Source organism: Bartonella sp. CE47NXGY (genome assembly GCF_042195415.1).
Classification (GTDB): domain Bacteria; phylum Pseudomonadota; class Alphaproteobacteria; order Rhizobiales; family Rhizobiaceae; genus Bartonella.
Genome location: NZ_JBHIOI010000002.1, coordinates 23,335 through 37,760, shown reverse-complemented (window position 1 = coordinate 37,760; position 14,426 = coordinate 23,335). Strand labels below are relative to the sequence as shown.

Genomic DNA, 14,426 nt, shown 5'->3' with positions numbered 1-14,426 from the left:
TCTCCTGCTCAAGCAGCGTTTAATTTTGGAGGGACAGCAATCAATTTATCGCCATCATGATCAACGATAAGGGCTTGAACAATTGTTCCTGCTTTTGCACCTTTAACTTGTACAAGAGTATAATCTTCTGTTCGTCCGATTTCATCTTTTTCAACGAGAATTGTTTGTAGACTGTTTTGTAAATGAGCAAGATGCTTTTGGTAAGCCATATCACCTGCTTTACGCAATTTTTCAGCACGCAGCTTAACTATTTTACGGTTGATTTGTGGCATACGTGCGGCAGGTGTTCCTTCTCTTGGACTAAAGGGGAAGACATGGAGATGGGTTAAATTACAGTCTTTGATTAAGGCAAGACTATTTTGAAACATCTCTTCTGTTTCTGTAGGAAAACCAGCAATTAAGTCGGCACCATAAACCATTGTAGAACGTTTGGCACGCAATTCTTGGCAAAATTGAATGGCATGTTCGCGCAGATGACGCCGTTTCATCCGTTTTAAAATCATATTATCACCTGCTTGCAAAGATAAATGCAAATGGGGCATGATTCTTGTTTCATAAGCTAAAAGATTTATGAGTTCTTCGTCTGCTTCAATAGAGTCAATAGATGAGAGGCGTAATCGGGCTAAGTCAGGGACATGATGCAAAATAGCTGAAGTTAATTTTCCTAGAGTAGCTTTTCCAGGAAGATCGTGGCCATAACTTGTAAGGTCAACACCTGTAAGGACCACTTCTTGGATACCCCCACCTATCAGCTTTTTAATTTGTTCTATGACAGCACCCATGGGAACTGAACGAGATGGTCCTCGTCCATAAGGAATAATGCAAAATGTACAGCGGTGATCGCATCCGTTTTGTACCTGTACAAAAGCGCGGGTGCGCTCTTGCATTGCACTGACCATATGTGGAGCAATTTTTTGTACTTCCATAATGTCATTGATATGCACCTTTTCAGAATGATTAATACCAAAATCAGGAAGTTGACGATAAGAATAAGCGTGAAGTTTATCTTCGTTTCCTAAAACAAGATCTACTTCTGTCATTGAGGCAAAATTTTGTGCTTCTGTTTGGGCTGCACACCCTGTTACAATGATACGCGCATGAGGATTTTCACGTCTTGCTTTGCGGATAGCTTGTTTTGCTTGTCGTACGGCTTCGGCAGTGACAGCACAGGTATTAAAGATAATAGCACCATCTTTAAGTTGATCTAGCCCTGAAGAAGTACTTTCTTTGCGAATGATTTCCGATTCGTAGCTATTAAGTCGACAACCAAAAGTTACAATTTCTATTGCCATCAGGAGTGATCCTTTTTGTAACACCCTGTTAAAGGGCTTAAAAAACCACTAAAGTGATATTTAATTGGTCCTGTCATGATAATATGATCGTCTTCTCGGTAAAAAATATTAAGTGTTCCCTTTGGTAAATTTACATCAACATGGCGCTCTGTAAGTCCACGACGATAAGCAGCCACTGCACTTGCACAAGCAGCACTCCCACATGCTTGTGTTAATCCTGCCCCTCGCTCCCATGTACGTAAATTTAGACTTTTCTTTGACGTTATGCAAGCAATGGAAATATTGCACCGTTCGGGAAACAGGGGATCATGTTCAAGTTTTGGCCCATATTTTTCTAATGGAATATGTTGAATATCATTTTCAACAAAAAAGATAGCATGGAGATTGCCAATGGATATGAGACAAGCGTCTTTTAGGGGACCAGCCATAATTTCTACGTGATTGGTATCAACTATTTCACGTGAAACAGGCATCTCTTTTGCATTGAAATTTGGGCATCCCATATCAACAGAAATGAGATTATCGGTTTGGTATTTTCCTTCAATAATTCCAGCGGGAGTTTCTAAATGAAATTTTTCACCAAAATTGTGATCTTTAAGCCATGCTATGACACAGCGGGTACCATTGCCACAAGCTTTAGCCATTGATCCGTCGGCATTCCATATTTCTATGCGGAAGTCGGTTTTTTTCTGGGTTGGTGTGTGGATAGCCATGATTTGATCAAAATGCATTTCAGGATCTGCCGACAAAGCAAGGATTGCTTGTGGTGTAAGAGCGTATGTGCTTTCACGCATATCAACAACAATAATTTGATTTCCAAGACCGTCCATTTTGCTAAATGGCGTTTTCATGAAACTTCTCTATTTCTAATGATTACTTATAAAAAGATATATGACTGAAAATATTATAAATTTCTAGTGTTTAATAAATATAAAATTGGGCACATAAATTATTTCTTTTAAAATAAGTGATTTTAACCTGTTTTTTTTAATTTGTTAATTTATCTTTGTAACTATAACAAATATTCGCTTAATTTTTTTGTGAACTTATTTATTGTCGTGGGAGAGAGTACAGACATGGCGTTTTCAAGAGTTTCGTTTTTCGTTGCACTATCAACTGTAATGTTTTTAGGGGGATGTTCAACAACACGGTTTGATGGTAATGACGATGGTAACGCATTAGAAGTTTTTTATCCATCTCAACAAATGACAATATTAGAAGCGTCTGATCTGTCGTCTACTTCTTCGTCGATATCTGAAGATGCAAACGCTCCGATGTATGAAAAAGGAGATTCTCAGAGCGATGGACGAATGGCTAGTCTCGAATTGCCAAGTAATGCTACTGATTTATTTCCTGCAAGTGTTGCTGGGGTGTGGAATCTTTCTATGGGAGGAAAAGTTTGCCGGATTGCAACTCCACAAACAAAGTTTGGACAAGGGTACCGTGCTGGTCCTTTACACTGTCCAGGAATTGCTTCCCAAGTGAGATCGTGGGCTGTTAAAGGAAAAAGATTATATTTTTATAATAACTCTGGACGTGTTATCCTCGTTCTTTATTCTTCAAATGTTGATCGTTTTGAGGGACGTACACTTGATGATCATCCCGTTATTTTAAGTCGTTAAATCATTTTTGATCGTTTATGACAAACTAAACTAGACGGACAGATTCTTGAAAAGTATTTGTATTTTTCATTGAGATCGGTTTGAAAAAGGTTTTTTGGATGATTCTCGTTTCAACATGTTATAAGGAGCTTGTTGCTAAAGGAGAGGTTTGTTTTGATCCCGCTCAATTAGCTATAACAGAATATTTTGATCATTTATTAAAAAAAATTGCGGAACAAAATATCTCTCATCCTTTGCCTTGGATATTTTGCTCTTTCTTTAACAGAATATTTAAAAGGAAAAAACAAAATATTTCTTGTGTTGTAAAACAAGGAGATGAAACAGGTTTTTTTCAGGGACTGTATATTTATGGTGAAGTAGGACGGGGCAAAACCATGCTGATGGATTTGTTCTTTTCTTGTTTGCCTAAAGGTCATAAAAAGCGTGCCCATTTTAATGATTTTATGGCTGATGTGCATGAGCGTATTAATTTTTATCGTCAAGCATCTGGGTGTGCAAAATTTAAACAAGATAATCCTATTTTAGCTGTTGCTGAGGATCTTGCACGAGAAGCAAAAGTACTTTGTTTTGATGAGTTTAGTGTAACGGATATTGCTGATGCTATGGTATTGGGGCGGCTTATTTCTGCTCTGTTTGATAAAGGAATTTTCTTTATTGCGACTTCAAATGTGGCGCCAGATAACCTTTATTGTAACGGTTTAAATCGTGAGCTCTTTTTGCCTTTTATTCAAGTTTTGAAAGCATATGTTCGTGTTGTTAATCTTGATGCAAAAACAGATTATCGCCTTGAAAAATCAAATCTACAACAGATGTATGTATCGCCGTTGGGGGTTCAAGCAAATGAATATATGGATCAAGCATGGACACTTGTATTGCAAGGACATAAGGAGATGTCTGATGAGCTTTCTATAAAAGGGCGCTTTATTCCTATTCCGCGCTTTGGTGCAGGATGTGCTCGTTTTGATTATGGGGATTTATGTGCAAAGCCTTTGGCCGCGGCTGAATATTTGTTATTAGGAAAGCATTATCATACGATTTTTATTGATAATGTACCGGTCATGGATGATACATGTCGTAATGAAACAAAACGGTTTATTTTGCTTATTGATATTCTTTATGAGCGCCACATACGGTTGTTTATGTCGGCAGCCGCAGGGATAGGGGATTTGTATAAAGGGCATGCGCAGATTACGGAAACATTTGAATTTCAAAGAACACAATCACGTCTTTTCGAAATGCAAAGCTACGATTATTTAAAACTTTGGGAAGAACATTTTCTTTTGAAGAAGAAGCATTGATTATACTTTTACCTTTACGTAAACTGTCAAAACAATAACTTTTTGAAATTAAAGAAATATAATAATTCTGTTGTATTTTTTTTAAATTCACTTTATCGATACATCGTGATAATTTTCTAATAGTTGTTTCAGCGGAGGGTTGTTGTTTCTGTAAGGAGAGAAATTTGTAAATTTCATTTCTTTACTCCTTTTTATGATATTGTTTGAATATGGTTGAAGTCAAAAATATTCAGTATACGGACGTTGATTGGGTGTGCGCTGAATTATCTAAAAGTTAGGAAAAAATAAAATGGCACGGAAAAAAATAGCTCTCATTGGTTCAGGTATGATTGGTGGTACTTTAGCACATATTATTGGGCTTAAAGAGCTTGCTGATGTGGTCTTATTTGATATTACAGAAGGTGTGCCACAAGGTAAGGCTCTAGATATAGCCGAATCTTCTCCTGTTGATGGTTTTGATATCAGTCTAAAAGGTGCTAATGCTTATGAAGCAATTGAAGGTGCTGATGTTGTTATTGTAACAGCAGGCGTTGCGCGAAAACCTGGTATGAGTCGTGATGAACTTTTGGGCATTAATTTAAAGGTTATGGAACAAGTTGGAGCTGGAATTAAAAAATACGCTTCTTCAGCGTTTGTTATTTGTATTACCAATCCCCTTGATGCGATGGTGTGGGCATTGCAGAAATTTTCAGGTCTCCCTACACATAAAGTGGTTGGTATGGCTGGTGTTCTTGATTCAGCGCGTTTTCGTCATTTCTTATCTGAGGAATTTAAGGTCTCTATTAAAGATGTGACAGCGTTTGTTTTAGGGGGCCACGGTGATACAATGGTTCCTCTCGTGCGTTATTCAACGGTTGGTGGTATTTCTTTGCCTGATCTTATAAAGATGGGCTGGACAACACAGGGAAGAATTGATCAAATTATCCAGCGTACCCGTGATGGCGGTGCAGAAATTGTTGGTTTGTTAAAAACAGGTTCTGCTTATTATGCACCAGCAGCTTCTGCTGTTTCTATGGCTGAGGCCTACCTAAAGGATACTAAGCGTGTTGTGCCTGTTGCAGCTTATCTTTCAGGAGAATATGGGGTTAATGATACCTATGTTGGGGTACCTGTTGTACTTGGTGCAGGTGGTGTTGAACGAGTCATTGAAATTGATCTTGATAAAGAAGAAAGAGGTGCTTTTGATCATTCAGTAAATGCGGTTAAAAAGCTTTGTGAAGCTTGTATTGCTCTTGTACCTAGTCTCAAGTAAATTGAACAAGATTTAATTCATTAAAATAAGTATTTAGAATGTTAAAACTTTAGGATTAATAAGATCCATAAAAGAAAAGGACAAATGCATGAATATCCATGAGTATCAGGCCAAACGTCTGCTTCATGAATATGGAGCACCAATTGCAAATGGTGTCGCTGTTTATTCTGTAGAGCAAGCTGAAAAATGGGCGGAAAAATTGCCCGGACCTCTCTATGTGGTTAAAAGTCAGATACACGCTGGTGGTCGTGGTAAGGGTAAGTTTAAAGAACTTGGTCCTGATGCAAAGGGTGGTGTTCGGCTTGCACAATCTGTTGAAGAAGTTGTTGCAAATGTTCAAGAAATGCTTGGAAAAACTTTGGTAACCAAACAAACTGGTCCAGAGGGTAAGCAGGTCAACCGCCTTTATATTGAAGATGGTGCCGATATTGAACGGGAGCTTTATCTTTCACTTTTGGTTGATCGTAGCGTTGGTCGAATTGCTTTTGTTGTTTCAACAGAAGGTGGAATGGATATTGAAACGGTTGCTGAAGAGACACCAGAAAAAATATTCACGCTTCCCATTGATGCTGTAGAGGGTGTTACTTCTGCTGATTGTGCAAGACTTTGTGATGCGTTGAAACTACAAAGTAGTGCGCGAGAAGATGGTGAAAAGCTTTTTCCGATTCTCTATAAGGCATTTTGTGAAAAAGATATGAGCCTTTTAGAAATCAATCCGCTTATTGTGATGAAAGATGGTCACTTGCGTGTTCTTGATGCGAAAGTTTCTTTTGATAATAATGCTCTGTTTCGTCATCCAGATATTTTAGAATTGCGCGATCTTTCAGAAGAAGATCCAAAGGAAATAGAAGCATCAAAGCATGATCTTGCTTATGTTGCTCTTGAGGGTACGATTGGTTGCATGGTTAATGGTGCTGGGCTTGCTATGGCAACAATGGATATCATTAAGCTTTATGGAGCAGAGCCAGCGAATTTTTTGGATGTTGGTGGTGGAGCATCAAAAGAAAAGGTGACAGCTGCTTTTAAAATTATTACGGCCGATCCAAATGTTAAGGGCATTTTGGTTAACATTTTTGGTGGTATTATGCGTTGTGATGTCATTGCTGAAGGTGTGGTTGCTGCTGTTCGTGAGGTTGGTTTAAAGGTTCCCTTGGTTGTTCGTCTTGAAGGTACTAATGTTGAGCAAGGTAAAGCAATTATCAATGAGAGTGGTTTGAATGTTATTCCTGCTGATGATTTAGATGATGCTGCCCAAAAAATTGTTGCAGCCGTGAAGGGAGCTTAAGCTATGTCAATTCTTGTGAATAAAGAGACAAAAGTTCTAGTTCAAGGGCTTACAGGAAAAACAGGAACGTTTCATACAGAACAGGCGCTTGCTTATCATGGTACGCAAATGGTTGGTGGCGTTAATCCTAAAAAGGGTGGAGAAACATGGGAAGGTTCAGAAGGCGAAACTCTTCCTATTTTCGCTAATGTTGCAGAAGCAAAAGAAAAAACAGGTGCAGATGCTTCCGTTATTTATGTTCCTCCTGCAGGGGCTGCTGCAGCTATTATAGAGGCTATAGAAGCTGAAGTTCGTTTAATTATCTGTATTACGGAAGGTATTCCCGTTATGGATATGGTTAAAGTGAAGGCGCGATTAGAAAACTCAAAGTCTCGTCTTATTGGTCCTAATTGTCCCGGTATTCTTACACCAAATGAATGTAAAATTGGTATTATGCCTGGTTCTATTTTTAGAAAAGGTTCTGTTGGGGTTGTCTCGAGGTCGGGAACTTTAACTTATGAAGCCGTTTTTCAAACGAGTCAGGAAGGTCTCGGACAAACAACTGCTATAGGGATTGGTGGCGATCCTGTTAAGGGCACTGAATTTATTGATGTGTTGGAAATGTTTTTAGCGGATGATGAAACCGAGTCTATTGTTATGATTGGTGAGATTGGTGGTTCTGCTGAAGAAGAAGCAGCACAGTTTTTGCAAGATGAAGCAAGAAAAGGTCGTAAAAAGCCAGTTGTTGGCTTTATTGCTGGCCGTACGGCTCCTCCAGGACGGACAATGGGACATGCTGGTGCTGTTATTTCTGGTGGTAAAGGTGGAGCAGAAGATAAAATTGCGGCAATGGAATCAGCAGGGATTCGTGTATCTTCTTCGCCATCACAGATAGGTAAGACTTTGATGTCAGTTTTGAAAGGCTAAAAGAAAGTTTCACCTGAATAAGAAAAGGTTCTTAGATTCAGGTGAAAAAGCTTGAGTATAAAAAGGTAAAACTTTTTTGAATGTTCGAATCACTGCTTGTTTGTAAGCATTTAAAGGTCAAAAAGAGATATAAGGAGACGGAATAAATGTTCCGGAGAAGTATATGGCAAGGCAGGACGAAATAAATAGCCTTTTTGCACAGACATCATTTCTTTATGGTGGGAATGCGGATTATATAGATCAACTCTATGCTCAATATGAAAAAGATCCTACCAGTGTTGATTCACAGTGGCGTGCTTTTTTTGAAGGACTTCATGATAATAAAGAAGATGTTCTTAAAAATGCTGAAGGAGCAACATGGCAGCGTGATCATTGGCCATTAAAAGCAGAGGGTGAATTGATTTCTGCTCTTGATGGTGATTGGTCTTCTCTTGAAAAATATTTTGGCGATAAATTAAAGGAAAAAGCAATAACAGGTGCTGCACAAAAGGGAAAAACTTCCAGTGAACAAGATATTATTCGTGCAACACGTGATTCCGTTCATGCAATTATGATGATTCGTGCGTTTCGAGAACGGGGACATCTTCATGCGCAACTTGACCCTCTTCAATTGGCCGAAAAACAAGAAGATTATAAGGAACTTTCTCCAGAAGCTTATGGTTTTACTCCAGCTGATTACGAGCGTCCCATTTTTATTGATAATGTTTTAGGGTTGGAATATGCAACTATTCCGCAAATGCTTGAGATTCTCAATCGTACCTATTGTTCAACAATCGGTGTGGAATATATGCATGTTTCTGATCCGGTTCAGAAAGTATGGCTTCAAGAACGCATTGAAGGGCGAGATAAAAAAAATTCTTTCACACAACAAGACAAGAAAGCTATTCTGAATAAGCTTATTCAGGCAGAGGGATTCGAACAGTTTTTAGACACTAAATATAAAGGTACAAAGCGTTTTGGACTCGATGGTGGTGAGGCGCTGATTCCCGCTCTTGAACAGATTATCAAATGTGGTAGTGCTTTGGGGGTTAGGGAAGTTATTTTAGGAATGGCACATCGTGGTCGTTTAAATGTTCTTTCACAAGTTCTTGCCAAACCGCATAGGGCTATTTTTCATGAATTCAAAGGGGGATCTTACAAGCCTGATGATGTGGAGGGATCCGGTGATGTTAAATATCATTTGGGAACTACCGCTGATCTGGACTTTGATGGTAAAAAAGTTCATTTATCACTGTTGGCCAATCCATCTCATCTTGAGATTGTTGATCCGGTTGTTATGGGAAAAGCACGTGCTAAACAAGATCAACTTATGGGACCTGCGCATACTGATTTACTCCCATTAAGTGAGCGTTCAAAAGTGATGCCATTGCTTATTCATGGTGATGCCGCTTTTGCAGGACAAGGCGTTATCCAAGAAACTTTTGGTCTTTCAGGTCTTAAAGGTTATCGTGTTGCAGGCTCACTTCATGTTATTATCAATAACCAGATTGGTTTTACAACATCTCCACGTTTTTCACGTTCTTCGCCTTATCCATCAGATGTCGCAAAAATGATTGACGCACCAATTTTCCATGTGAATGGTGATGATCCTGAGGCAGTTGTTTTTGTTGCCAAAATAGCAACAGAGTTTCGCCAAATTTTCCATAAACCAGTGGTTATTGATATGTTTTGTTATCGCCGTTATGGGCATAATGAAGGTGATGAACCTTCCTTTACGCAGCCGCTTATGTATAAAGCAATACGTAATCATAAAACAACACTTCAACTTTATAGTGACCAATTAGTAGCAGAAGGAATGGTTACTTCAGAAGAAATTGAGCAACAAAAAAAATTATGGCGCGATAAGCTTGAAGGTGAACTTGAAGCAAGTGCTTCTTATAAACCTAATAAGGCTGATTGGCTTGATGGAAGCTGGACGGGACTCAAAGCTTTTAGTAGTTCTGATGAGCAGCATTCTAGAACAACTGGTGTTGAATTAAAAACTTTAAAGGAAATTGGTCAGAAAATTGTTGAAATTCCGGCAGATTTTCACGTTCACAAAACCATTCAACGTTTTTTAAATAATCGTGCTAAAATTTTTGAAACCGGTGAGGGTGTTGACTGGGCAACTGCTGAAGCTTTAGCTTTTGGTTCACTTTGTTTGGAAGGAGCACCGGTTCGTCTTTCCGGTGAAGATGTTGAACGGGGAACTTTTTCACAACGTCATTCAGTTCTTTATGACCAAGAAAATGAGGCGCGTTATATTCCTTTGAATCATTTACAAAAGGGGCAAGCGCTTTATGACGTTGTTAATTCTATGCTTTCTGAAGAAGCTGTTCTTGGTTTTGAATATGGATATTCTCTTGCTGAACCACGAGGATTAACACTTTGGGAAGCACAATTTGGTGATTTCTCTAATGGTGCACAGGTCATTTTTGATCAATTTATTTCATCTGCAGAGCGTAAGTGGCTTCGTATGTCTGGTCTTGTGTGTTTATTGCCTCATGGTTTTGAAGGGCAAGGGCCGGAGCATTCTTCTGCACGTTTAGAACGGTTTCTTCAACTTTGTGCGGAAGATAATATGCAGGTTGCTAATTGTACAACCCCTGCAAATTATTTTCATATTTTGCGTCGACAAATTAAGCGTGATTTCCGGAAGCCATTGATTTTGATGACACCGAAATCACTTTTACGTCATAAGCGAGCTGTTTCTTTTCTCAATGAAATGGGGCCAGAAACAAGTTTTTGTCGTGTGTTGCTTGATGATGCAGAATGTCTCAAAGATTCTGTCATTAAGTTGCAAAAAGATAATAAGATTCGCCGTGTCGTTCTTTGTACTGGTAAGGTTTATTACGACCTTTATGAAGAACGTGAAAAAAGGGGTATTGATGATGTTTACCTCCTTCGTGTTGAACAGCTTTATCCTTTCCCTGCAAAAGTTTTGGTGAATGTATTATCGCGCTTTTTGCAGGCGGAAGTTTTTTGGTGCCAAGAGGAACCAAAAAACATGGGGGCTTGGTCATTTATTGAGCCTTATTTGGAATGGGTTTTGACGCATATTAATGCGCAATATTCACGTGCTCGTTATGCAGGACGTCCTGCGAGTGCGTCACCGGCCTCTGGGTTAATGGTGAAACACCTTGAACAACTGGCTGCGTTTCTTAAAGACGCGTTAGGTTCTTAATTTATTACTACTCTGATGTATGGAAAAATATTATGACTACTGAAATTCGTGTTCCTACTTTGGGCGAATCGGTTACCGAAGCAACGGTTGGCAAATGGTTTAAAAAACTTGGCGAAGCTGTCGCTATGGATGAGCCTTTGGTTGAATTAGAAACTGATAAGGTAACCGTTGAAGTTCCTTCTCCTGTTGCTGGGAAATTATCTGAAATCATTGCAAAAGAAGGCGATACGGTTGAAGTAAATGCTCTTTTAGGAGTGGTGAAAGCTGGAGAAGCTGGTATCTCCCAATCACTTTCACCTTCTGCTACACTTGTTCCAGCGGCTTCATCTGAATCGAAGAAGCCTGCTTTGAGCAGTGCAATGCCTCCTTCTCCTTCAGCAGCAAAATTGATGGCTGAAAATAATGTTGCAAAAAGCGATATTTCAGGTTCTGGAAAACGTGGACAAATTCTTAAAGAAGATGTTCTTGGTGGATTAAAACAAAGTACAAATGCTCCTACACCCTCTTCTTCTGCGACGAGTTCTTCGGCACCTCCTGTCCAAGAAACACGTGAAGAGCGGGTTCGTATGACGAAATTGCGTCAAACAATTGCTCGCCGTCTTAAAGATGCACAAAATGTAGCAGCAATGTTAACCACATTTAATGAGGTTGATATGTCAGCGGTGATGGATTTGCGCAAGCGTTATAAGGATCTTTTTGAAAAGAAACATGGTGTTAAGCTTGGTTTTATGGGTTTTTTTACCAAGGCTGTTTGTCATGCATTAAAAGAACTTCCTGCTGTTAATGCAGAGATTGATGGGACAGATATTGTTTACAAAAACTATGTCAATGTTGGAATTGCTGTTGGAACGGATAAAGGGCTTGTTGTTCCAGTGGTGCGAGATGCAGATCAAATGTCATTGGCAGAGATTGAAAAAGAGATTGGTCGTTTGGGGCGTCTTGCGCGTGATGGAAAATTAGCCGTTTCTGATATGCAGGGCGGAACTTTTACCATTACCAATGGTGGTGTGTATGGATCGTTGATGTCAACACCGATTTTGAATGCACCACAATCTGGTATTTTGGGAATGCATGCGATTAAAGAGCGAGCAATGGTTGTTGAGGGTCAAGTTGTGATCCGCCCCATGATGTATTTAGCGCTTTCTTATGATCACCGTATTGTGGATGGGCAAGAAGCTGTGACTTTCCTTGTGCGTGTTAAGGAAAGCTTAGAAGATCCGGAACGCCTTGTTCTTGATTTGTAAAATACAGTTTTCAGGATGAAAGGAGAAACGGATGTCTTATGATGTGGCTGTGATCGGAGCGGGTCCAGGTGGTTATGTAGCAGCAATAAAAGCGGCGCAACTGGGACTTAAAGTAGCAATTATTGAAAAGCGTACAACATTAGGAGGAACATGTCTCAACGTTGGTTGTATTCCTTCTAAAGCGTTGCTGCATGCTTCAGAAGTGTTTTCTGAAACCCAGCATGGTTTTGAAACGCTTGGTATTTCTATTGGTAAATCTAAGCTTAATCTTGAACAAATGATGGTTCATAAGAAAGCTGTGGTGACAGCCAATACGAGTGGTGTTTCTTTTTTGATGAAAAAAAATAAAGTTGATACTTTTTTTGGGACAGCCAAAATTTTGAGTGCGGGTCATGTGGAAGTTGTTGCCAGAGATGGTAATAAACAAACAATTGAGACAAAAAATATTATTATTGCTACCGGTTCAGAGAGTTCAGGCATTCCAGGGGTGAATGTTGAAATTGATGAAAAGACTATTGTTTCTTCTACGGGAGCTCTTTCACTTGAAAAAGTACCAACGCATATGATTGTAGTAGGTGCTGGTGTCATTGGTTCAGAACTTGGATCAGTTTGGAGCCGTTTAGGTGCTAAGGTGACCATTATTGAGTATCTTAATAAAGTTTTGGGCTCAATGGATGGTGAAGTTTCACGGCAATTTCAGAAATTAATGGAAAAACAGGGGATTGAATATAAAACGGGTGCAAAGGTAACAGCTGTTACACAATCTGGCTCAACTGCTCAGGTGAGCTTTGAATCTGTCAAAGGTGGTGAATCTGAAACTTTAGAGGCTGATGTTGTGCTTATTGCTACTGGACGTTCTCCTTATACAGAGGGGCTTGGATTACAAGAGGCTGGTGTTCAGTTAGATGAACGCGGATTTATTGCAATTGATGCTCATTGGCAGACGAATGTTCCAGGAATTTATGCGATTGGTGATGTCGTAAAAGGACCAATGCTAGCACATAAAGCAGAGGAAGAAGGCGTTGCTGTGGCAGAAATTTTGGCAGGTCAAAAAGGGCATGTTAATTTTGATGTTATTCCTAGTGTTGTTTATACACAGCCGGAAATTGCGAGTGTAGGAAGGACAGAAGAAGAGCTAAAAACTGCTGGTATTGAATATAATGTTGGCAAATTTCCTTTTATGGCCAATGGTCGTGCACGTGCAATGCAAAAGAGTGATGGGTTCGTTAAAATCCTTTCTGATAAAAAAACAGATCGGGTATTAGGGGGGCATATTCTTGGATTTGGTGCTGGTGAAATGATCCATGAAATTGCAGTTTTAATGGAATTTGGTGGTTCATCAGAAGATCTGGGACGTTGTTGCCATGCACATCCTACCTTATCAGAAGCCGTGCGTGAGGCAGCTTTGGCAACATTTGCTAAACCACTTCATATTTAAAAAGCTTTTAAAAAGTAAATTTTAAAAGGCACATGAGGCAGAAAATATTTGTGAAGCATGCAACAACATTTTAAAACTTTAAAAAAGAATATAACCAATTGTATTGAAATGTTCCATTTGTTGTATGCTTTTCGATAATTACTGTTTTAGATATCTGTTGTGCAGTTTTGATTGATTATTCTGTTGTGCACTATCGTTTAGAGCGGTGGTGTTTAGTCTATGTAAAGTTTTATATATGGGGTAGTTTTTATACTGTTATAAAATATTTAAGATAGGATTCTGAGCCTATCTGGGTGCTTTGTGTTAAGAAGACATCTCTCAAAATGCTCAAATCTACTTCGCGAGGGTGTTCGTGAATGGTATAGCTGTAAAAGTTCCTCTTGAAATATATGAAATTCATTCAAACTGTTATAAGACCTATTGTGCACCATCATCTTTATGTTTAGTAAAAGTACACGCTGGCATTATAATACACTTTTTCAGTTCTTAATATTGCTAAAGCTCTTTATTATTTGAGAATTTTCATTCTGTTCTTTTATCATTTTACCTCACACGCTCGTTTTGTTTGTGATGTGCAGACAAAAGATTTTAATTACTTCAATGTGAGAGAGTTTGTGATTAAGAGAATTTTACAGTATTCAGCGTTATGAATCAAGTTGAAAATGATGATTTATTGTTATAAATCAAATCGTTATATATGAAGAGGGAAGTCAAAAGGAATTCACTCAAAGAAATTGAATTGTTTAATGATTGGTGTAGGTTAAGGATCTTTGTCATTTAAGATGAAGAGGCGAGGAATTGAATATTCTACAAAATACCGCTCTTCTTTAAAAGAGCGGTATTTTTATATCTTTTGTTTATGACACTATCTTTTTGATGATAATGACAAGTTATACAGTGTGATTAAATTAGTTTTTTCTTCTCTG

The 14,426-nt window shown here is 38.8% G+C and carries 10 protein-coding genes; 8 read left to right on the top strand and 2 right to left on the bottom strand.

What is annotated here, in order from left to right; all coding sequences use genetic code 11:
* Positions 1–8: 8 nt before the first annotated feature.
* Both mtaB and dapF read right to left on the bottom strand, forming a co-directional pair.
* The gene (gene mtaB, locus ACFIL3_RS01335) at positions 9–1,292 is read right to left on the bottom strand and encodes a tRNA (N(6)-L-threonylcarbamoyladenosine(37)-C(2))-methylthiotransferase MtaB (protein ID WP_375681780.1); all 1,284 of its coding nucleotides are present in this window, start codon (positions 1,290–1,292) and stop codon (positions 9–11) included.
* Complete coding sequence (gene dapF, locus ACFIL3_RS01330; protein ID WP_375671703.1) at positions 1,292–2,143, bottom strand: diaminopimelate epimerase; 852 nt, start codon at positions 2,141–2,143, stop codon at positions 1,292–1,294. The genes mtaB and dapF overlap by 1 nt, the downstream gene beginning before the upstream one ends.
* Before the next feature lie 225 nt (positions 2,144–2,368).
* Between dapF and ACFIL3_RS01325 the strand changes: the two genes are divergently transcribed.
* The 8 genes from ACFIL3_RS01325 (at position 2,369) to lpdA (ending at position 13,500) form a co-directional block, all read left to right on the top strand.
* Positions 2,369–2,914, top strand: coding sequence for an AprI/Inh family metalloprotease inhibitor (locus ACFIL3_RS01325; RefSeq protein ID WP_375681779.1), 546 nt, complete (start codon positions 2,369–2,371; stop codon positions 2,912–2,914).
* A gap of 98 nt (positions 2,915–3,012) precedes the next feature.
* Positions 3,013–4,212 carry a cell division protein ZapE gene (zapE, locus tag ACFIL3_RS01320; RefSeq protein WP_375668172.1) on the top strand — a complete coding sequence of 400 codons (1,200 nt, stop codon included), beginning with the start codon at positions 3,013–3,015 and terminating at the stop codon, positions 4,210–4,212.
* Positions 4,213–4,501: 289 nt separating this feature from the next.
* The gene (gene mdh / locus ACFIL3_RS01315; protein ID WP_375628541.1) at positions 4,502–5,464 is read left to right on the top strand and encodes a malate dehydrogenase; all 963 of its coding nucleotides are present in this window, start codon (positions 4,502–4,504) and stop codon (positions 5,462–5,464) included.
* Between the two features lie 88 nt (positions 5,465–5,552).
* On the top strand, positions 5,553–6,749 hold the full coding sequence (gene sucC, locus ACFIL3_RS01310) for an ADP-forming succinate--CoA ligase subunit beta (RefSeq protein WP_375612755.1): 1,197 nt from the start codon (positions 5,553–5,555) through the stop codon (positions 6,747–6,749).
* 3 nt (positions 6,750–6,752) lie between these two features.
* Positions 6,753–7,655, top strand: a complete 903-nt coding sequence (gene sucD / locus ACFIL3_RS01305; protein ID WP_375628543.1) for a succinate--CoA ligase subunit alpha — start codon at positions 6,753–6,755, stop codon at positions 7,653–7,655.
* A 163-nt stretch (positions 7,656–7,818) separates the two neighbouring features.
* Positions 7,819–10,818 carry a 2-oxoglutarate dehydrogenase E1 component gene (locus ACFIL3_RS01300; protein ID WP_375678874.1) on the top strand — a complete coding sequence of 1,000 codons (3,000 nt, stop codon included), beginning with the start codon at positions 7,819–7,821 and terminating at the stop codon, positions 10,816–10,818.
* A gap of 32 nt (positions 10,819–10,850) precedes the next feature.
* A complete protein-coding gene (gene odhB, locus ACFIL3_RS01295) occupies positions 10,851–12,062 on the top strand; it encodes a 2-oxoglutarate dehydrogenase complex dihydrolipoyllysine-residue succinyltransferase (RefSeq protein ID WP_375628547.1) in 1,212 nt (403 codons plus the stop codon).
* Positions 12,063–12,093: 31 nt separating this feature from the next.
* Positions 12,094–13,500: a dihydrolipoyl dehydrogenase gene (lpdA, locus tag ACFIL3_RS01290; RefSeq protein WP_375611323.1), complete on the top strand. Its 1,407-nt coding sequence runs from the start codon at positions 12,094–12,096 to the stop codon at positions 13,498–13,500.
* Positions 13,501–14,426: the final 926 nt, after the last annotated feature.